Genomic DNA, 19,873 nt, shown 5'->3' with positions numbered 1-19,873 from the left:
ATCAGGGGGCAAACTCCACCCAGCCCGCGCCAGCGCGGCTGGCGGCCACGCTCGCAGCGATGAAGGCCATGCCGCGCAGGCCCTGGCCGGCATCGGGCACCAGGCTGCCTGGCTCGCCCGCCAGGCTGCCGGCAAAATCGCGATAGAGATTGCCCAGCGCTTCGATCAGGCCTTCGGGATGGCCACCCGGCAGGCGCGTCGCGCGGCGTGCTGCGGCGCCGAGCGACGGGTCGCCCGCGCGCACCCGTTCCAGCCCGCCATCTTCGCGCAACCAGTCGAAATGGTTGGGCTCTTCCTGGCTCCAGCGCAATCCACCCGTGCTGCCATAGAGCCGGATGGCCAGGCCGTTGCCCTCCCCGGTCATCACTTGCGAGGCCATCAGCAAGCCGCGTGCCCCATTGGCAAAGCGCAGGAAGACCTGGCAATCATCATCCAGCGCACGCCCGTGCACCACGCTGCCCAGGTCTGCGGCCAGGCGCACGACGGGCGTGCCGCCAATGAATTCGGCCAGGTGAAACGCATGCACGCCGATGTCGGCAATGCAGCCGCCCTCGCCCGATCGCGCCGGATCGAGCCGCCATTGCGCCTGGCGGCTTTCAGCCGCACCGGCCAGCCAGCCCTGGCTGTATTCCACCGCCACCTTGCGCAGCGTGCCGATGGCGCCGGCGGCCACGCGCGCGCGCATTTCGCGCACCAGGGGATAGCCGGTATACGTGTAGGTCAGCCCGAATGGCACCGGGTTGTGCGCCAACCGCGCCACGATCTGCTGCGCTTCGGCCAGCGTTGCGGTCATCGGCTTGTCGCTCAGCACCGCCACGCCCGCATCGATCGCTGCTGTCGCCGCGGCGGCATGGTGCGCGTTGGGCGTGGCGATGGTGACGAAATCGATGCCGTCGGGCCGCAGCGCTTCCTGCGCCAGAAGCGCCTCGACATCGGCATAGGCGCGTGCCGGATCGACGCCATAGCCTGCCGCCGCCAGCGCATTGCGCGCCGCGTCGCGGCTGAACACGCCCGCGACAAGATCGATCTGCCCATCGAGCCGCGCCGCCATGGCATGGACCGGGCCGATGAAGGAACCCGGCCCGCCACCGATCAGCCCCATGCGAATGCGTCGTGCCATGCCAGTCCTTCCGCCACCTAAATGAAAACGTTACCATCATCATCTAGCTTCGAAGCGCCGGGCCCTGCAAGCGGTTCTGCGCAGTGCTTGACAAGCGGCGCGGATTCGGGCTTTTGCAAAACGTAATGGATTACATTTGGTGTGCGAGCCCTCGGCTTGATGCGCCGATTCTGCAAGGTGCCTGCGTTCATGCTCTCGTTCGGTGTCGACCTGATCACGTTCTTCCATCCCGGTTTCTGGGACCTTCCGACCGAGGAAGCGGTGGTGGCGCATGGCAAGGCCGATCCACGCGCGTTCTGGGACCGCATGCTCGACACCCTGGCACAAAGCGGCGTGCGCGGCATCGAATTGACCTTTTCCCCGTTCGGGGCCGACGATCTCATTGCCGCTTATGGCAGCCATGCCGATGCGGCGGCGCAACTGGCCGCGCGCGGCCTGGCGATTGCCGGCGGCTTCTTTGCCGATATCGCGATCGAGCCTGGGCTGGGTGATCCGCACGTGGAGGCGCGCTGGCTGGAACGGGGCGAAGCGCTCGCTGCGCATCTCGCCGGCTGGGGCGCGCAGTCGATGGTCATCGGCTTGCCCATGCGCACGAGCTGGGACGCCCAGCCTCCGGTCTTTGCCGACCTTGCGCTGATGCAACAGGCCGCAAGCCTTGCCAACCGGCTCGGCGCGCGCACCCTGCACCACGGCGTGCGCCTGGCGCTGCACACCGAGGCCCATTCGATTTTCAGCCAGCCGCGCGATATTGACCTGCTGCTGCTGTTGACCGATCCGGTCTACGTCGGGTTCTGCCCCGACAGCGCGCATATCCTGCTTTCGGGCGGAGACCCGGTGGCGATTGCGGCGCGCCATGCCGAACGCATCGCCGCCGCCCATTGGAAGGACGCGCGCGGCACGATGCCCTTGCGCACCACCATCGACCACGACATCCACCGCGCCCATCGCCCGTTCTTCACCGCGCTGGGCACCGGCAAGGTCGATCTGCCGGGCTGGGCTGCTGTTCTGGCAACGCGCACCGATCTCGAATGGGCGATCCTGGAAATCGATGCGGTGGCCGATCCGCTGCGCGCCATTCGCGCTTCTTTGGCTTATGCCGGAACGCTGGCATCGCCGCTTGCCACCGGGGCAAGCGTCTGAACCGGCGGGGACACGACAGGGATTGGCAGCGCGGGAAAGGCTGATGGACATGGGCGGGACACGGGCATGAACGAAGCAGCACTTCCGGGGCGGGAAACCCTGCGCTGGCGTGAAAAGCTGGGCTATGGCTTCGGCAATTTCGGCATCAACCTGTCCTTTGGCATGACCAGTGCCTACCTGCTCTATTTCTACACCGACGTTTGCGCGATCCCGGCCGGGACGGTGGCCACCGTCTTCCTGGTGGCGCGCTGCCTCGATGCCGTGTTCGATCCGCTGATGGGCTTGTTGATCGATCGCACGCACACCCGTTGGGGCAAGCATCGCCCCTGGCTGATCTGGGTGGCGCTGCCCTTTGCGCTGTGCGGGGCGCTGGTGTTCTGGGTGCCGCCCTGGGCGGGGACCGCGCGGATTGCCTATGTCTTTGCCAGCTACACCTTGCTTGGCATTCTCTATTCGGCGGCCAGCCTGCCGTTCAATTCGATGCTGCCCACGCTCACCCGCGATCCGCGCCAGCGCAACACGGTCAACGCCTTGCGTGAGTTTCTCGGGTCTTCGGCAACGGTCGGGATCAGCTATGCCGCGCTGCCGCTGGTGCGGCTGATCGCGCCGGCGAACGAGGCGCGCGGGTTTTTCGTGCTGGCGGTTGGCCTGGCGCTGGTCACGCTGCTGGCGATGCTCAATGCCTTTGCCACCACGCGCGAACGCGTCGCCGTGGCCCACGACGTGGCCCGGCTGACCACCGCGCAATCGCTGGAGGCGGCGCGCGGCAACGGGCCGTGGATCGCCACGATGCTGGTCAATTTCTTTTTCTGGATCGGCTTTGCCGGGCATCTCCAGTCGTTCGTGTTCTATGCCGAGCGGGTGCTGGCGGCGCCTGCGCTCACTTCGTGGCTGATGCTCACGATGCTGGCGGTGCTGGCCGGCACCGCCATTGCGGGGGTGCTAGCCAATGCGATCGGCAAGCGGCGCACCGGCGCGATCGGTGCGGGGCTGGCTGCACTGTTCACCGCGCTGATCCCACTTTCGGCCGATCCTTCCTGGGTGCTCGTTGCCAACATCCTGGCCTATTTCGGGCAGGGGCTGATCGGCGGGCTGCTGTTTTCGCTGATGGCCGATGCGGTGGATTATGGCGCGTGGCGTTCCGGCTATCGCGCGCAGGGCTTCCTGTTTGCCGCGTCCAGCTTTGGCGTGAAGCTGGGCATGAGCCTGGGTGGTGCCGCCGGTGCATGGCTGTTGGGCCGCGCCGGCTATGTGCCGGGCGCAGCCACCACCGCGCCGGTCGCGGCTGCTGTCGTCGCCGGCCATGTCGCCATCCCGGCCGCAAGCTTTGCCGCCATGGGCCTGAGCCTGCTGCTGTTCCGCTTTGCCCCCGATTACCGCCCCGGATCGGCCCCTGCCGGCGCGTGAGGAGTTTGCCATGAACCCGCCATACGACACGATCATCGTCGGCGCCGGATCGGCCGGCTGCGTGCTGGCCGACCGGCTGAGCCGCGACGGCACGCGCCGGGTGCTGCTGCTGGAAGCGGGCGGCCGCAACGACGAACTGTTCGTGCGCATGCCGCGCGGCATGGTCAGGATGTGGACCAAGCCGCGCTGGTACTGGCCCTTTCCGGCCGAGCCACAGCCCGGCCGCCCGGCGGGCGAAACCTGGTACTATGGCAAGGGCCTGGGCGGATCGAGCGCCGTCAACGGCACCTGGTATTTCCGTGGCCAGCCGCGCGATTTCGACAGTTGGGAGGCGCAGGGCAATCCCGGCTGGAACTGGGCGGCGATCGAGCGGGCCTATGTCGCGCTGGAAAACTATGTCGGGCCGGGCAGCGCGCCTGGCCGCGGGCGCGGCGGCCCGATGGAAGTGACTTGCGTGCCGCCGCATCCCCCGCTCAGCGCCGCGATCCTGGATGCCGCACGCCAGGCGGGCATTCCCGTGCTCGACGATGTCAACACCCCCGCCACCCCGGTCGCGGCCGCCACACAGCAGACGGTGGACCGGCGTGGCCGGCGCGTCACTGCCTTTACCGCGTTTCTGCGCGATGCGGCACGGCGGCCCAACCTTGCAATCCGTACCGGCGCGCTGGTGCGCAAGGTGGTGTTCGAAGGGCGCCGCGCCACCGGCGTGGTCGTGGCCATCGACGGACAGGAGCAGACGTTTTCTGCCGATCGCGTGATCCTGGCCGCCGGTGTGTTGCAAAGCCCCAAGCTCTTGCAGCTTTCCGGCGTCGGCCCGGCCGAGGTGCTGGCCCGCCATGGCATCGCCCCGGTGCACGTCAACCCTGCCGTGGGCCGCAACATGAACGAGCACATGATGTTCGCGATGAGTTGGCGCTTGCGCGGCGTGCGGGGCCTCAACCACCAATTTCGCGGCTGGCGCCCCTATTGGCACGGGCTTCGCTATATCTTGACCGGCAAGGGCCTGATGGCCTCGCTTTTGCCCGAAGTGTCGATCATGACCGCGATCGATCCCCAAGATCCCGCGACGGTCGATTGGCCCGATCTGCAGATCGGCATTTCGCCTTATTCGATGGGCGGCAGCGGCGATGACAAGCCCGAGGCCGGGCGCGGCCAGACCGATCCCGTCCCGGGTATCACCGCCACGGCGTTTTGCCTGCGCCCGGCCAGCCACGGCCATGTCGAGCTGGCATCCACCGATCCGGCGGCGCCGCCGCGCCTGGTGCCTTGCTGGTTTGCCGATCCGGCCGATCGCGCCACCGTGGTCAAGGCGCTACGCCGCGTGCGCGCCATCATGCAGGCCCCGGCGCTGGCCCCCTGGCTGGGCGAGGAAGCCGTGCCCGGCCCTGCGGTGGAGAGCGACGAGGCCATCATCGCCGCTGCAGACTGGATGGTTTCGACCGGCCTGCACGGCACCGGCACCTGCCGCATGGGGCCAAGCCAGGACGCGGGCGGCGGCGCGGTGGTCGGGCCCGATCTCAAGGTTCATGGTCTGGAGGGGCTCTACGTGGCCGATTGCGCGGCCATGCCCACGCCGATTTCGGGCAACACCAATGGCCCGGCGATGGCCTTTGCCTGGCATGCGGCCGAAGTGATCGAGCCGGCCCTCGCCCGCGCGCCGGCGTGATCGGATGAACGGCGGCTGCCGGGGTGGCGCTTGCCGCCGCCCCTGCCGCTCTGTATCGATCGACCATGGCAAACATCAAGGACATCGCCCGCCACGCCGGCGTTTCGGTCGCCACCGTTTCGCGCGCGCTCAGCACTCCGTCGCTGGTGCGCCCGCGCACGATCGAGCGGATCGAGGCGGCGATCGTCGATCTCAACTACGAACCCAACCATCTGGCCGCCGGCCTGCGCCGCCAGCGCAGCGACAACGTGATCGTTGCCGTGCCCAGCATCTACAACCCGTTCACCTCGGCGTTCGTCCAGGGGATCGAGAACGTGGCGCGGGCCAATCGCATGCGCGTGCTGCTGGGCATTACCGAAGGCGATGTCGAAACGCTCAACAAATACACCGCCATGATCGCCGGCAAGCAGGCCGATGGCATGATCCTGCTGGAAAACAGCCTGCCCGACGTGGTGCGCCGCCCGCCTGCCGGGGGCAAGGTGCCGCCGCTGGTGGCCGCCTGCGAATATCCGCCAGACCTGCAATTGCCGCGGGTGCGGATCGACAATCATGAGGCCGCGGCCCTTGTCGTCAGCCACCTGGCCGAACTGGGCCATCGGCGCATCGCCACGATCACCGGGCCACTTGCGCAGTTCATGTCCAAGGATCGCCTTGCCGGCTATCGCCTGGGCCTGGCGCGCAACCGCCTGGAATTCGATGCCGCCCTCGTTGCCGAAGGCGATTTCTCGCTGCAATCGGGGCACGATGCGATGGTGTCGCTGCTGGAAAATGGCGACGAATTCACCGCCGTGGCCTGCGCCAACGATGAAATGGCGCTTGGCGCACTCAGCGCGTTGCAACAGCGCGGCATTGCCGTGCCCGATGAAATGTCGGTGGTCGGGTTTGACGACTTGCGCTTTGGCGCCTTTGCCAGCCCGCCCCTCACCACCATTCACATCCCCACGATCGAACTGGGCGAAGCGGCGATGCGGCTGATGCTCGATTCCCTGCTGCCGGCCGAAGAGCAGCCGCCAGCGCGCGAGGTGGTGCTGCCCCATCGCCTGATCGTGCGCCAATCCACCGCCGCGCCCCGGCGCAGGCGGCGCAAAAGCTAGGCCGGCAGCGGCCCGGCATCGGTGGGCTGCACGCCCACGGCCGCCAACCTGTCTTCCAAAGCCTGGGCCACGGCGATCAACCGGCGGTCGGCATAGCGTGGCGCCACGAGCGAAACGCCGATCGGCATGCCCTGCCCGCCGCGCGCCAGCGGCAGGTTCAGCACGGGCACCTGCATCAGCGTCCAGGGCTGGTTGAACAGCGGATCGCCCGGCCCGCGGCCGAACGGGGCGATGCCCGGTGCGCTTGGTGCCAGCACGGCATCGAGCCCGTTCGTTGCCCGCTCGAACGCGCGTGTTGCGGCGCTCGCCCGGTCGCGCGCCAGGCGTAGGCGTTCGTCGTCGAACTGGTCGAGTGCGGCCACGCGCAGATGAAAATCGGGATGAAGCAATGCGCCGCGGGTGTGGGCCAGATCGCGGAAACTGGCCGCGCCTTCGCGAAACAGGATGGCGCGGTGATCATCGTTGAGATGGGCAAAATCGGGCAGATCGTCGATCCGCTCCAGCGCCACCCCCGCGCGCGCCAGGCCCGCCACGACGACATCCTCGAAGGCGGCCTGGGCATCGCTGGCCAGCCTGTCCCACCACGGCGTGCGGAAAACGCCGATGCGCAAGGGCGCGTCCGCCGGCACTGCCAATGCCGGGGCCAGTCCATATGCCGCGCAAAGTCGGTCGATCAGGCCCAGATTGCGCGCGTGCCAGCCCACCGTATCCAGGCTGTTGGCATAGGTTTTCACCCCTTCGCGGCTGACCAGGCCCCAGCTGGGCTTGAACCCGTGGATGCCGCAATAGCTGGCCGGGCGAATGGTGGAGCCGCCGGTCTGGGTGGCCAGCGCCACATCGACATGGCCATCGGCCACCGCTGCGGCTGATCCGGCAGAGCTGCCGCCGGGCGTGCGGGCAGGATCGTGGGGATTGCTGCTGGCCGCGTTGCGACCGGCGGCGGCAAATTCCGTGGTATCGGTCTTGCCCAGGATCACGGCGCCCGCGGCGCGCAGGATCGCCACGCAGGGGGCGTCATGCGCAGCGACCTGCCCGGTAAAGAGCGGCGAATTGTGCGTCAGCGGCATGCCTGCCACCGCGATCACGTCCTTTACCCCGATGATCAGGCCGTGCAGCGGTCCGCGCGCGTCGGCCGCCAGGGCATCGAGCGTGCGCGCCGTTGCCAGCGCGCCGGTGTCATCCACGTGCAGCCAGGCCCGCACCGTGGCGTCGCGGATGGCGATGCGGGCCAGCGCGGCTTCCACCCGCGCGGTCACCAGGGGCGCAGAATGTGCGTAATTCATCACCAACTCCGTCGGATAGCGGCACTGGTGTGACTTGCCGCTTGGCAAATGTAAAGCATTACATTATGGCGCCGGCATGATCGACCCGCATCCGCCGGCTGCCAGCTTGCCGCCGCCCAAGCCCATGCTGTCCCCCGCTTCCGCCCCCTGCCGCAGCGTGCCGGCCAAGGGCCTGGCCAGCGCACTGGCGACGACCACGACGATCCAGATCCTCTCCACGGCCACCGCCCTGGTGCTGACCGGGATCGCACCGCTGGTTGCGCGCGATTTCGGGCTGGTGCCGCACTGGGTCGGCTACCAGATCAGCGTGATCTATGCCTCGGGCATGATCGCATCGGCCATGGCCGGGGCCATGATCGTGCGGTTTGGCCCGGTTCGGATCGAGCAACTCGCGCTGTTGTGCTATGCCCTGGCGCTCTTGCTGCTGACCACCGGCAACGCCTGGATTGCCGGCCTGGCTTCGCTGGTGATCGGCGTGGGCTATGGCGTGCAGAATCCCGCATCGGCCCAGATCCTGGGCAAAGTGACGCCGCCGGCACGCCGTGCGCTGATCTTTTCGATCAAGCAGGCCGGCGTGCCGCTGGGCGGGGTGATTGCCAGCCTGGCCTATCCGGCCCTGGCGCCGGTCATCGGCTGGCGGATGGCGCTGGCGCTGACTGCGGTGCCCTGCCTGGCGATGATCGCCGTGCTGGCCAGCCATGGTGATGGCCCGCGCGGGCCGGCCAGCCGCGCGGGCGGCAGCATGGTGGGGCGCCTGGCCGGCAGTTTCCTCTACGAACAGCGCCTCGTTTGGGGGCATGCCTCGCTGCGCGTGCTGGCGCTGCTCGGCATGCTCTATTCCTCTCTGCAGTTGTCGTTGTCGGCGTTCACCGTCTCGATGCTGGTCGATCATGGCTGGCCACTGGTGGCGGCCGGCATGGTGGCCGGCGTGGTCCAGGCGTGCGGCGCGGTCGGTCGTATCTCGTGGGGGCTGGTTGGCGACCGCATCGGCGGCTTTCGCGTGCTCTGCGCCATCGGCCTGATCGCCATGGCCTGCATGGTGGCGTTGTGGCGGCTCGATGCCATGCCTGCTGCGGTGCAGATCGCTGTGCTGGGCCTGTTCGGCTTTTGCATGAGCGGGTGGAACGGCGTGCTGATGGCCGAATGCACCCGCCACTGCCAACCCCGTGATGCGGGCCGGGTGATCGGCGGGGCGCTGGTCTATACGTTCCTGGGCGTGATGATCGGCCCTGCCGTGGCTGCCCTGGTCTATGAGGCCTGCGGCGATTACGGCACCACGTTCCTGTTGATGAGCTGGGTGGCGGGGCTTGGCGCGGTCATGGCCGGGTGGATGGCCTGGTCTGACCGCGCCGCCACTATCAAGACGTAGATTATCGTGCACGGCACGTGGCTTGAAAGGCGATCTTCAAGCCACGTCCCAGGTATCGTTTTACGCGTCGACCAACCGGTCGGCGCGGCATGCCATCTGCGGCTGGATCTTCTGGCCAAAGGCTTCGATCCCGCTTTCGAAATCATCGAACGTCAGCATGATGCCCTTGGTGCCGGGAATGGCGGCGGCTTCGTCCAGCATCCGCGCGACATTGGCGTAAGAGCCGATGAACGTGCCGATGTTGAAGTTCACCGCCCCCTCGGGCAGGTTGATGTGGCGTGCCGTGCTGTCGCTGCCTGCGGTGGTGTCGGCCTGGCCCTGGTCATACATCCAGGCCAGCGCATCGACATCGGCCCCGGCGCGGTAATGCTCCCAGCGGGCAAAGGCCGCTTCGTCGGTTTCGTCGGCAATGACCATGCACAGGATATAGGCGCCCACATCGCGCCCGGTCTTCTGCGCGGCCTGCATCAGGCGTTCCACCTGGCCGGCGTGCTGCGTCGGCTGGTTGATGCCGCCGGCGGTAACGAAGTTGTAGTCCCCGTAGTTGGACACGAATTCCATGCCCCGGTCGGATTGCCCGGCACCCACGATCGGGATCGCGGCCGAAGGCTTTGGCCCCAGGCGACAATCGTCCATCTGGAAGTGCTTGCCCTTGAAACCCGATTGGCCCTGGTCCCACAGGTCTTTCATCACCTGCACGTATTCGCTGGCATAGTCATAGCGATAGCCGAAATAGGCGTCACCCGGCCACAGGCCCATCTGGTCATATTCACCCTTGGCCCAGCCGGTGACGATGTTGACGCCAAAGCGGCCTGGCGCCACCGAATCCGCCGTCACCGCCATGCGCGCCACCAGCGCGGGCGGCAGTGTGAGAATGGCGGTGGAGGCAAACAGCTTGATCTTGCTAGTCACCGCCGCCAGCGCGCTCATCAAGGTAAAGCTTTCCAGGTTGTGGTCCCAGAACTGCGTCTTTCCGCCAAAGCCACGCAGCTTGATCATCGAAAGGGCAAAGTCGAAGCCATAGCCTTCGGCAGCGAGCACCAGTTTCTTGTTCAGTTCAAAGCTCGGCATGTATTGCGGGCTATTGGCGGAAATCAGCCAGCCGTTGTTGCCGATGGGAATAAAGAGACCGATATCCATGGACGTGCTCCTGAAAGATGGACGGTTTAGGCAAAGGGGGAGAGATCGGGGCGTCGCGCCAGGAAGCCGGTTGCGCGCTCGTGCGCATCGCCCGCGCGCAGCAAGGTGGCTTCGGCCAGAGGCGCACCGATCAGTTGCAGCGCCAGTGGCAGGCCACGCGCATCGAACCCCATCGGCGTGGCCAGCGCGGGAAAGCCGAGCATGGAAATCGGCCGGGTCAGGGCGGATATTTCGGCAATCATCGCCTGCATGGCGGGCCCGGCGGCTGTCTCGACCGTCGCAGCCAGCGGCACCGGCTTGCGCATCAGCGGCGTGAGCAGGAGATCGGCCTCGGCCAACGGTCCGCCCAGCATGGCCGCCCGCGCCGCATCGCGTGCCAGCAGCGCGGCAGCATAAGTGTCGGCATCGACGCGGGCTCCGTCCAGCAACCGGTTGCGCACTTGCTCGCCATAATCGTCAGGCCGCGCGGCCAGCGTACGCTGGTGGACGCGCGCGGCCTCCGGTGCCCAGATTTCGGCGGCGATGCGCGCATGGTCGGCCTGGTCGGGCATGGTGACGGTGCGTACACGCGCCCCCGCGCTTGCCAACAGACCGGCCGCAGCATCGAGCGCCGCAGCCACTTGCGGGGCGAGGTCTTGCAGGAAATGGCGATCGGGCAGCCCGATGGTAAGGCCATTGAGATCGTTCGTGCCGCAGCCCAGCGCGGCTTCATAATCGGTGTCGTTGGCGGCCAGCACGGTAAGCAATCGTGCCAGCGCGCGGCTGGACGTGGCGATCGGCCCGGCGGTGTCGAGCGTGTGCGACAGCGGCATCATGCCGGCGGCGGGCAACAGGCCGTTGGTCGGCTTGAGCCCCGCCACCCCGCAAATGCCGGCCGGCAGGCGGATCGATCCACCGGTGTCCGATCCCAGCGCGCCCGTCACGATGCGTGCGCCGACCGCCGCGCCGGAACCCGACGACGATCCGCCCGAAATCGCCGGACCATGCCACGGGTTGCCACACCGCCCGAGGTGCGCGTTGTGCCCGGTGGGCCCCAACGCGAATTCGGCCATGTGCAGCCGGCCGATGGTGATGGCGCCGGCCTTTTCCAGTCGCGCCACCAGCGGGCTGGTGTGGTCGGGCCGGTGGCCGCGCCAGATGCGCGATCCCGCCTCGGTCAGGGCGCCGGCACGATAAAACATGTCCTTGTGGGCCAGGGGCAGGCCATGCAGCGGCCCGCGCACATGGCCTTGGGCGTGTTCGCGGTCGCAGGCATGGGCTTGCGCCAGCGCGCCGGCTTCATCGAGCTCGACCACGGCATTGAGGCCCGGCACGGCCCGTGCCCGGGCGAGTGCGGCTTCCACGGCATCGACCGCGCGCACCCGGCCGGCCACCAATGCCTCGCTCAACGCGACGAGATCGTCGGCGATCGCGCGGTCCCCGCAAAGCACTTCACCAGTCATGCCACACTCCGCCAGCAATGCGCCCGGCGCGCACGGTGTCGCGCCCCGTGCGCGCGATGGCGTCGCCAGGTGCAACCGGGTGTGTGCGGGCAGGCAAGGCGCGCGGGGCAGGCCAAAGGCGGCCTGCCCCGCGCGCAAGGGATCAGAACTTGTAGGCGATCCGCGCGCCGTAAGTGCGCGGCGCGGCGAACTGGACCAGATAGCCCCCGGCATAGCTGGCTTCGCCAACCGATGTCAGGATCGTGTTGTTCTCGATGTTCCGCACATAGGCGGTGATCGTGTAGGGGCCGTTGTCCGGCGTCCAGGTCAGTTGCGCGTCGGTCTTGAAATAGGGGTCCTGGCGCTCGGCCGCGGTGTTGTAGACCGTGAAATAGGTGCGCGTGACATAGCGCGTCTGCACACGCGGGGTCAGCGTGCCGCCCGGCAGGTGGATGTCCTGCTGGATCCCGCCGGCCAGTGTCCACTTCGGCGCCTGGGGCAGCGTGTTGCCAGCCAGATCGTTGGCCGCCGGACACGGATCGGTGGTGATCGTGCAGAAATCGACATAGCGGGCATGGAGATAGGCCGCGTTCAGATCGATCTTGGTGCCGGGCGTGGCCAGCCAGACCACTTCCGCTTCCCCGCCATAGACATGTGCCTTGCCGGCGTTGAGCGTATAGACCAAGGCCGTATCGGGGTCTTCCACCTGGGCCTGAAGCCCCGAATAGTCATAGTAGAAGCCGGTCAGGTTGACCTGCAGGGCATTGCCCAGGAAGCGGTTCTTGCTGCCCACTTCATAAGCGATGATCTTTTCCGGGCCAAAGGAATTGGTGGTGGTATAGCCGCCGGCCTTATAACCCTTGTCGACCTTGGCATAGAGCAGGTGGCCGGGGCTGATCTTGTAATTTAGGCCGAAATGCCAGGTCACCTGGTTGCCCGAATAGACGTTGTCGAGATCGGAATAGGTCCCGGCGATGATGTTGTAGCCGCGCTGGTACTTGTCATCCTGGGTATAGCGGATGCCGGCCTCGGCCTTGAGGCTATCGGTCAGGTCATAGCCGACCTGGGCAAAGGCAGCCTTGGACCGCGAACCGACGTTGTAATCGAACGTGTAGAAGTTGAACGGATCGGGGCTCAACCCGTGGACCTGGAAATAGGTGTTGAGCGCGTCGGTTTCCTTGAACGCATAGGCACCCAGTTGCCAGGTCAGGCCGTGGGCGTTGTTGGAACTCAGGCGCAGTTCGTAGTTCTGGTCCTTGACGTTCTCGTTCTGCTGGAAGCCATAGTTGTAGCTGGTGCCGCCATCCTGGTCGTTGTCGCGATGCAGGACCGACTGCTGATAGCCGCCAAAGAAGCTGAGCGTGGCAAAATCGAGGTCATAGGAAATCGCCGTGCGCACGGCCTTGGCGGTGATATCGGTATAGCCCTGGTGGTTGACGTTCCAGGTCTTGGCCGATCCGATCGTCAACGTGCCGTCGCTGTTGAGGCCGGAATAGGGCACGCCCTTGATCACGGCGCCCACGCCGCCGACGTCCACATACTCGCCGGTGACCAGGATCGACAGGCGCGGCGTGGGCTTCCACAGCACGTGCAGGCGCGCGCCGCTGGTATCGTTGTCGTCGCCGCCGCGATAGCCGGGATTGGTACGATAGCCGTCACGGGTCTGCCGGGTACCGGCCACGCGCACGCTCAGCGTGTCGGTCAGCGGCACGGTCATGCCCGCTTCCAGGTTGAGCGTGCCGTAGTTGCCGATTTCGCCTGCCGCGTTGAGGCTGAACTTGTCGCCGGGCTTGACCGACTGGATGTTGACCGCGCCGGCCGTGGCGTTGCGACCATAGAGCGTGCCCTGCGGGCCGCGCAGCACTTCCACGCGCTCCACGTCGAACAACGCGGCGTTGAGCGCAAAGGCGCGCTGGAGGTAGAAGTTGTCGATGCTGACGGCAACGGCCGGATCGCCCGTTTCCGAATAGTCGCGGCTCGAAACCCCGCGAATGGTGATCATGGTGTTGGCGTTGTTCTGGGCGATGTTGACGGTGGGCGCCACGTTGGCGAGGCCGTTGACATCGCTGACCCCGTTCCTGGCAAGATCCGCGCCGGTGGCCACCGTCATGGCGATCGGCGTGTTCTGCGCCACGGAGGGGCGCTTTTCGGCAGTGACGACGATTTCGCCCAGTCCGGCCGCCCCGGGCGCCGGGGCTTGCGCATCGGCTGCAGCGACGGCAGGCGGCGCGGTGTCCTGTGCGAAAGCGGTTTGCGCCGCTAGGCCAAGTGCCAGCGTGCTGACGGTGAAGAGCGCGCGAGTATGCAACATCTAACCCCCCTTATGGTCGGGCCCTGACCCGAAATGCGTTTCGTTTTCACTAGAATGTCTGATTCGCGCGCGATTGCAAGCGGTGTTCAAGTGCAGTGACTGAAGGGAATATATAAGGCATTGAATCATAGATGTAATAATGCTGACAAAAAATGAGCATCGTTTTCATTGGCGTGGCATGGCCCAGGCGTACGAGCGCCGGCTGCGCAGCAAAAGCACGCCAATTCAACGATTTGTGCGGGTGAAGCAAGAATGGCCCGGCGAGCGCCACGCCGGATGCCGATTCTCGCCCATACCATAGACGCGGAGGGTGTTTCGTGGCCCGCATCCCAGGCCGCGCCGCCGGCAAGCCTGCGACGAGAGGTGCCAGATTATTGACAATTTATGTAATCGTTACCATCGCGGCGGTAGTGAGATTGGCGGCCGCCAGTACGCTATGCTGCTGTCTTGCGCCCGGCAAAGCGCCAGCGCCAGATCAGTGCCGGCAGCAACAGCAGGGTCAAGAGCAGGGATGAGGCCAGCCCGCCCAGAATGACAACCGCCATCGGGCCCTGGATTTCGCGCCCTGACTGCCCGGTTTCGATCGCCACCGGCAAAAGCGCAAAGGCGGTGACCAGCGCGGTCAGCAGGATCGGCGTCACGCGTTCCCGCGTGGCTGCGAGCAGGGTTTCCAGCGTCCAGGGCCGCCCCTCCCCCAGCACCAGTTGATCGACATGGGCGACGAGCAGGATCGCGTTGCGCGCGGAAATGCCGAACAGCGCGATGAACCCAACGAGCGCGCCCAGCGAAACCACGCCACCGGTCAATGCCACGGCCAGCACGCCGCCCGCCATGGCCGGCGGCATGCCCGCCAGGATCAGCAAGGCAGGGCGCACCCCGCCAAAAGCCAGGACCAACAGCGCCACCATGGCAACGCCCGCCAGCACGACATGGGCGAGCAACTGGCGTTGCGCGGCGGCTGCGCCTTCGGCCGTGCCTGCCCATGACAGGAAAACGCCCGGCGGCAGGTGCACGTTCTGGCCGATGCGCGCTTGGGCATCGTGCACCACATCGGCCACGGCATGGCCGGGCACCACATTGGCAGTCACGATCTGCCGGCGCAGCCCGCCTTCATGCGCGATCAGCGCGCGCGCTTCGCCCGGAGAGATCGTGGCGATATCGGCCAGGCGCACCGCCCCGCCCGCTGCGCCACCGGCCGAGGCGCGCACCAGGGTATCGCCCAGCGCCTCGGGATCGCGGCGCAGTTCGGGCGGCAAAGTCACCGCCACGTCGATCGCACGATCGGCCAGGACCACCTGCCCCACCGTCTGCCCGGCAAAGGTGGCGCGGATGGCGTCGCCCGCGTCCGCCGCCGTCACCCCGTGCAGCGCCATGCGCGCGGGATCGAGCGTCACGCCCAGCATCGGCGTGCCCGGCGCGGCTTTCATCGTCACGTCGGTGGCGCCCGGCGTTGCCCGCAGCGCCGCTGCAATGGCCAGGCCGGTGCGATCGAGCGTGTCGAGATCGGCGCCTTGCACGCTCACCGCAATCGCGGCGGTTTCGCCCGACAGGCTCTCGCTGATGCGGTCGCCCAGGAATGTGGTCACTTCGCCCTGCAAGGCCGGTGTTGCCGCCAATGCGCTGCGGATTTCCGCCAGCGCCGCATCCTCGCCGCGGCCGCCCACCGATTTGAGGCGCAAGTGAAACTCGCCCTGGCTCGGCGGCCAGGTGTCTTCGCCTGCCTCCGCCCGGCCCATCTGTTCTTCCACGCTCAAGACTTCGGGAATGGCCATGAGCCGGCGCGACAGTTGCATGCCTGACGCGCGCATCCATTCGAGCGAGGCACCCGGCGGCCCGGATACTTGCAGCACGTAATGCCGCTCGCGAAAGGTGGGCAGCAGTTCGCTGCCGAACGACAGGGTGCCGGCCAGCGCCAGCGCGCCGAGCACGCCGATGGCCCCGGCCGCCAGGCCCGGCCGCGCGCACAGCCGCCGCATCAATCCGGCATGCCAATCCTTGAAGCGTTCCAGCAGGGCCGGCTCTTCCACCGGCGTGCGCCCGCGCAACAGCATCAGCGCCAGGGCCGGCGTGACCGATAGCGCCACCACCAGCGAGGCGAGCGTTGCCAGCAGGAACGAAAGGCCGAGCGGGGCAAAGAACGCGCCCTGCAGCCCGGTGAGCAGGATCACCGGCAGCATCGTCAGCGCCAGCACGAACGTGGCGTGGACCACCGGGGCGCGCACTTCGATCGAGGCGGCGGCGATGATCGCGCGGCGATCGGCTTCGTTCGTCACCCCGCGCAAGCGGCGCACGATGTTCTCGATATCGACGATCGCATCGTCGATCACCACGCCCAACGCCACGGCAAGGCCACCCAGCGTCATCGTGTTGATCGTCTGCCCGGTGCGATCCAGCACGATCAGTGCCGCCAACAGCGACAACGGGATCGACACGAAGGCAATGCCCACCACGCGCAGATCGCGCAGGAACACCAGCAGCACCACCAGCACCATGACCGCGCCGATCGCCAGGTCGCGGCCGATGCCGGTCAACGCCACTTCCACGAAATTGGCCGGGCGGTGCAGCGCGGGGTAGAGCGTCACCCCTTGGGCGCGCAGCGCCGGGGCGAGGTCATCGAGCGTGCGTTCCAGTGCGCGCGTGGTGTCGAGCGTGTTGGCGCCGTACTGGCTCGACAGCGTCATCAGCACGCCGGGCTTGCCCATGATCAGCGCATCGCCCACCGGCGGCGCGGCGCCATCGGCCACTTGCGCCACGTCGCCAATGCGCACCGTGCCGCCCGGCCCGGTGGCCAGCACGGCAGCCGCGATCTGTGCGGCACTGGTGGCGCTGGGGCCAGGATCGACCAGGATGCGCTGGTTGGGCGTATCGGCAAAGCCGCCGCCATTGACATTGACCGCTGCGCTCACCGCCTGGCCCAGATCGGCAAACGTCAATCCGCGCGCCAGCAGGCGGGCAGGATCGGCGCGCACTTCGATCCGGCGCTGCTCTCCGCCAAACACATTGGCGCGCGCCACGCCCGGCACCGACAGGAGCCGCGGGCGGATCGTCCATTCGGCCAGATCGCGCAACTGCATCGGGGAAAGCCGCGTGGACATCAGCCCGATCTTGAGCAGGTCCATGGTCGAAGATACCAACGGCGTCAGGCGTGGGGTATCGACGCCAGGGGGCAGGCGCGGAATGGCATCGGCCAGCGCTTCGGACACCTGCTGGCGCGCGCGATAGGCATCGTTGCCCTCGCGGAACGTGATGTCGATCACCGACAGGCCCTGGATCGATTGCGAGCGCACCGTTTCCACGCCATTGGCACCGTTGATCACCGCCTCCAGCGGGCGGGTGACGAGCATTTCCACCTGTTGCGGGGAAAGGCCCGGTGCTTCGGTCTGCACGCTGGCCTGTGGCGGCACGAATTCGGGAAACACGTCATAGGCCGTGGTGCGCAGGGTCTGCACGCCCAGGGCCAGCAGCACCACCGCGCCCAGCAGCACGAGCCAGGGGTGGCGCAACGATTGCCGGACCAGCGCGGACAGCATCACTCGTCCCCGGTGGCTGGCGCAGGAGCGGCATGGTCAAGGCCCAGCAGCGTGCCCGCGCCGGAAACCACCACGCGATCGCCCGGCTGCAGCTTGCCCGATGGCACGAACCAGCCCTGCGGCCCGGCTTTGCCATCTTCCAACGGCACGCGTTCAAAACGGTTTTGCGCGCCCGCCCGCCACACGAAAAGCCCGGCATCGGCGCGCACGATGGCGCTGCGCGGCACCATGACGCCGGCGCGCACCGGCCCGGCCTGCGCGGTGCTGGCGGCCAGGATGCGCCCGACACCCACCCGCGCGGCCTGCGGCCCTGTCAGCAACGCCAGCGCGCCGCCACTTTGCAACTGCGTGTCGCCGGCCGCCGCCGGCCCCAGTACGCGCACTTGCGCGCTACCGGGCGCGAGGTCCACTTGCACGGCAGCGCCGGCCTGTGGCGCGCCGCCCGGAAAGTCGAGCCGGAGGATCGCCACTTGTCCCGCCGCCGCGCGCCGGGCCAGGCTTTCCGCCGCGGCGCAGCCCAGTTGCGCCAATCCCGCGCCAAATTCGAAGGTCACGCGCTGGCAGGCCAGATCGCGCCGGGCGGCATCGGCGCGTGCCTGGGCCCGCGCGCTTTCCACTTCGCGTTGCGCGGCGCCTGCGTCTGCCCCGGCCAGCGCGGCCAGGCGGGCCGCTTCGCGGGCAGAAGCATCGGCCGCCGCGCGCGCACTTTCGATTTCCGCGCCGATCGCCGCCAGCGGCCCGGCATCGAGCGCGCGGGCATAGCCGGTTTCCCCTTGCGCTTGGGCAGCGGCCACAAGTTGCGCCGTGGCGATCCCGGCGCGCGTTTGGGTGGCGGGATCGACTAGCAAGCCAGTCGCGTCGCTGGTCGCGGGCGTGGCTTGCGCCGCGGCTTCATCGGCGTCGGGCGTGGCATGGCCGGCCAGGCCAGCGTGAACCAACGCGCCCACGGCGCCCCCCGCCAGCAGAAGCGCGGCACACGCGGTCCAGCGGCCTAGAGCCATGGTTGCACCAATGCAGGGTCGATCACGGTTTCGGGTCCATCCAACGGGCGCCGCAGCGCATCTTCCAGGGCGAGATCGGCGCTGCGCACGCGCGCCAGGGCGTCCACTTGCGCCAGTTGCGCTTCGGCAGCGGCGATCTGGGCGGCGGCCCAATCGGCCATGCCGATCGCGCCTTGCTTCAACTGTATATCGGCCTTGGACGCGGCGCGCGTGGTGGCGGGCAGTTCCTCGGCCCTCACCCGGGCCAGCGCGGCCAGGGCCGCAGCGCGCTCGGTCTGGGCGGCCTCGATCGCGGCTTGCGCGTTGGCCAGCGTCGATTCCAGCGTGGCGCCCGCTTGCGCGCGGTGCGCTTCTGCCGCGGCGATCCCGGCGCGGTTGCCATCCCAGGCCGGCAGCGAAAGGTTGAGCGCAAAGGGCAGCTTCACCAATCCACGCTCCCAGGTATAGCCCGGCCCCAGGCTCAAGGCCGGCATGCGCTGTGCCACCTGGGCGCGCAGATCGGCTTCGGCCTGGTCATAGGCGGCCAGTGCGCGCAGCACATCGGCGCGTGCGGCAATCGATCGCGCCCGCTCGCCCGCCGGCAGATCGGGCACAGCGGCCATGGGACTGGCGAAATCAGGCCAGATCAGCGCCTGGCCGGCCAGCGCCTGCAACGGCACGCCCAAGATGCCCGCCACTGCCGCGCGTCCACCTTGCGCGCGCGCCTGGGCATCGGCCAGGGCGCGGGCGGCAGCGGCGCGCGCGGCCCGATAGGGATAGAGATCGAGCGAGGCGATTTCCCCTTGCCGCGCCCGGTTCTCCAGAACGGCGAATTGCCGGTCGCGCAGGGCCACGATGATGGTGCCCAGGCGCGCCTGTTCGGCCCCGGCCATGGCATCGATCAGCCCGCGATGCAGGGCCACGCGTTCGGCCCACACGGTTTCGGCCAGGTCCTGCCGTGCCATCAATATCGCGAGGTCCGCCTTGGCCAGTCGCGCTCCTTTCCGACCGCCGAAATCGAGTGGCAGATTGGCACCAGCGCCCAGCAACCAGGGCGAAGAGGTGGACGGATCGTTGGCATATTCGCTCGACAGCGTGAATGTGGGCGCTGCCACCTTGCGCGCGGCACGCGCGTCTGCCTTGGCAGAGGCCACGGCCGCCCGCGCCTGCGCCACGCGCGGGTCTTGCGCCAGGATCGCTGCGAACAACGACAGGCGATCGAGCCCGTCGGACGCCGTCGGTGCGCCGGGCGCAACCGCCACGGCAATGCGCCGCACGGCGGCCAGGTCAAGCGGGGCTGCCACCCGGGCCTGGCTGCGCGCGGGCAGATCGGCCGGTACGGGCGGCACCGGCGCGCAGGCTGTCAGCACACAGGCAGCCAGCGCGCAAAGCCCGCCGGCCATTGCCATCCT

At 68.0% G+C, this 19,873-nt stretch carries 13 protein-coding genes; 5 read left to right on the top strand and 8 right to left on the bottom strand.

The annotated features are described in order from the left end of the window. Position 1 precedes the first annotated feature (1 nt). Complete coding sequence (locus tag FHW94_RS17685) at positions 2–1,120, bottom strand: Gfo/Idh/MocA family oxidoreductase (RefSeq protein ID WP_168557145.1); 1,119 nt, start codon at positions 1,118–1,120, stop codon at positions 2–4. 189 nt (positions 1,121–1,309) lie between these two features. Between FHW94_RS17685 and FHW94_RS17680 the strand changes: the two genes are divergently transcribed. The 4 genes from FHW94_RS17680 (at position 1,310) to FHW94_RS17665 (ending at position 6,427) form a co-directional block, all read left to right on the top strand. After that, on the top strand, positions 1,310–2,260 hold the full coding sequence (locus FHW94_RS17680; protein ID WP_168557144.1) for a sugar phosphate isomerase/epimerase: 951 nt from the start codon (positions 1,310–1,312) through the stop codon (positions 2,258–2,260). A gap of 66 nt (positions 2,261–2,326) precedes the next feature. Further along, positions 2,327–3,667, top strand: a complete 1,341-nt coding sequence (locus tag FHW94_RS17675; RefSeq protein WP_168557143.1) for a glycoside-pentoside-hexuronide (GPH):cation symporter — start codon at positions 2,327–2,329, stop codon at positions 3,665–3,667. Between the two features lie 10 nt (positions 3,668–3,677). Next, positions 3,678–5,333, top strand: coding sequence for a GMC family oxidoreductase N-terminal domain-containing protein (locus FHW94_RS17670; protein ID WP_168557142.1), 1,656 nt, complete (start codon positions 3,678–3,680; stop codon positions 5,331–5,333). 65 nt (positions 5,334–5,398) lie between these two features. Beyond that, complete coding sequence (locus FHW94_RS17665; protein WP_168557141.1) at positions 5,399–6,427, top strand: LacI family DNA-binding transcriptional regulator; 1,029 nt, start codon at positions 5,399–5,401, stop codon at positions 6,425–6,427. Here FHW94_RS17665 and FHW94_RS17660 read toward each other — a convergent pair. After that, complete coding sequence (locus FHW94_RS17660; RefSeq protein WP_168557140.1) at positions 6,424–7,710, bottom strand: amidase; 1,287 nt, start codon at positions 7,708–7,710, stop codon at positions 6,424–6,426. The two genes, FHW94_RS17665 and FHW94_RS17660, sit on opposite strands and share 4 nt — an antisense overlap. A 76-nt stretch (positions 7,711–7,786) precedes the next feature. Between FHW94_RS17660 and FHW94_RS17655 the strand changes: the two genes are divergently transcribed. Further along, positions 7,787–9,079 (top strand): MFS transporter, encoded by a 1,293-nt coding sequence (locus FHW94_RS17655; protein ID WP_246866231.1) that lies wholly within the window; start codon positions 7,787–7,789, stop codon positions 9,077–9,079. 60 nt (positions 9,080–9,139) lie between these two features. Here the strand turns inward: FHW94_RS17655 and rutA are convergent, their stop codons facing one another. The 6 genes from rutA to FHW94_RS17625 all read right to left on the bottom strand — a co-directional run bounded on the left by rutA (position 9,140) and on the right by FHW94_RS17625 (position 19,864). Further along, positions 9,140–10,219, bottom strand: coding sequence for a pyrimidine utilization protein A (gene rutA, locus FHW94_RS17650; RefSeq protein ID WP_168557139.1), 1,080 nt, complete (start codon positions 10,217–10,219; stop codon positions 9,140–9,142). A 26-nt stretch (positions 10,220–10,245) separates the two neighbouring features. Further along, positions 10,246–11,661 (bottom strand): amidase, encoded by a 1,416-nt coding sequence (locus tag FHW94_RS17645; protein ID WP_168557138.1) that lies wholly within the window; start codon positions 11,659–11,661, stop codon positions 10,246–10,248. A gap of 142 nt (positions 11,662–11,803) precedes the next feature. Continuing rightward, a complete protein-coding gene (locus FHW94_RS17640; protein ID WP_168557137.1) occupies positions 11,804–13,951 on the bottom strand; it encodes a TonB-dependent receptor in 2,148 nt (715 codons plus the stop codon). 434 nt (positions 13,952–14,385) lie between these two features. After that, positions 14,386–17,481, bottom strand: a complete 3,096-nt coding sequence (locus FHW94_RS17635; RefSeq protein ID WP_168557136.1) for an efflux RND transporter permease subunit — start codon at positions 17,479–17,481, stop codon at positions 14,386–14,388. Beyond that, entirely contained in the window at positions 17,481–18,428 is a 948-nt protein-coding gene (locus FHW94_RS17630) for a hypothetical protein (RefSeq protein WP_349237546.1), read from the bottom strand. The genes FHW94_RS17635 and FHW94_RS17630 overlap by 1 nt, the downstream gene beginning before the upstream one ends. A gap of 44 nt (positions 18,429–18,472) precedes the next feature. After that, positions 18,473–19,864 (bottom strand): TolC family protein, encoded by a 1,392-nt coding sequence (locus FHW94_RS17625; protein WP_168557135.1) that lies wholly within the window; start codon positions 19,862–19,864, stop codon positions 18,473–18,475. Positions 19,865–19,873 lie beyond the last annotated feature (9 nt).

The organism is Novosphingobium sp. SG720 (assembly GCF_012275365.1).
In the GTDB taxonomy this organism is placed as follows: Bacteria; Pseudomonadota; Alphaproteobacteria; order Sphingomonadales; family Sphingomonadaceae; genus Novosphingobium; species Novosphingobium rhizosphaerae.
Note: the sequence above shows the minus strand (reverse complement) of the source record. Positions and strands in the feature narration are given on the sequence as shown.

Excerpts from the sequence above, each read along its gene's own strand:
- FHW94_RS17645 (WP_168557138.1), bottom strand. The coding sequence starts at position 11,661 with ATGACTGGTGAAGTGCTTTGCGGGGACCGCGCGATCGCCGACGATCTC.
- FHW94_RS17670 (WP_168557142.1), top strand. The coding sequence starts at position 3,678 with ATGAACCCGCCATACGACACGATCATCGTCGGCGCCGGATCGGCCGGC.
- rutA (WP_168557139.1), bottom strand. The coding sequence starts at position 10,219 with ATGGATATCGGTCTCTTTATTCCCATCGGCAACAACGGCTGGCTGATT.
- FHW94_RS17675 (WP_168557143.1), top strand. The coding sequence starts at position 2,327 with ATGAACGAAGCAGCACTTCCGGGGCGGGAAACCCTGCGCTGGCGTGAA.
- FHW94_RS17665 (WP_168557141.1), top strand. The coding sequence starts at position 5,399 with ATGGCAAACATCAAGGACATCGCCCGCCACGCCGGCGTTTCGGTCGCC.
- FHW94_RS17635 (WP_168557136.1), bottom strand. The coding sequence starts at position 17,481 with ATGCTGTCCGCGCTGGTCCGGCAATCGTTGCGCCACCCCTGGCTCGTG.
- FHW94_RS17685 (WP_168557145.1), bottom strand. The coding sequence starts at position 1,120 with ATGGCACGACGCATTCGCATGGGGCTGATCGGTGGCGGGCCGGGTTCC.
- FHW94_RS17625 (WP_168557135.1), bottom strand. The coding sequence starts at position 19,864 with ATGGCCGGCGGGCTTTGCGCGCTGGCTGCCTGTGTGCTGACAGCCTGC.
- FHW94_RS17680 (WP_168557144.1), top strand. The coding sequence starts at position 1,310 with ATGCTCTCGTTCGGTGTCGACCTGATCACGTTCTTCCATCCCGGTTTC.
- FHW94_RS17640 (WP_168557137.1), bottom strand. The coding sequence starts at position 13,951 with ATGTTGCATACTCGCGCGCTCTTCACCGTCAGCACGCTGGCACTTGGC.
- FHW94_RS17655 (WP_246866231.1), top strand. The coding sequence starts at position 7,787 with ATGATCGACCCGCATCCGCCGGCTGCCAGCTTGCCGCCGCCCAAGCCC.
- FHW94_RS17660 (WP_168557140.1), bottom strand. The coding sequence starts at position 7,710 with ATGAATTACGCACATTCTGCGCCCCTGGTGACCGCGCGGGTGGAAGCC.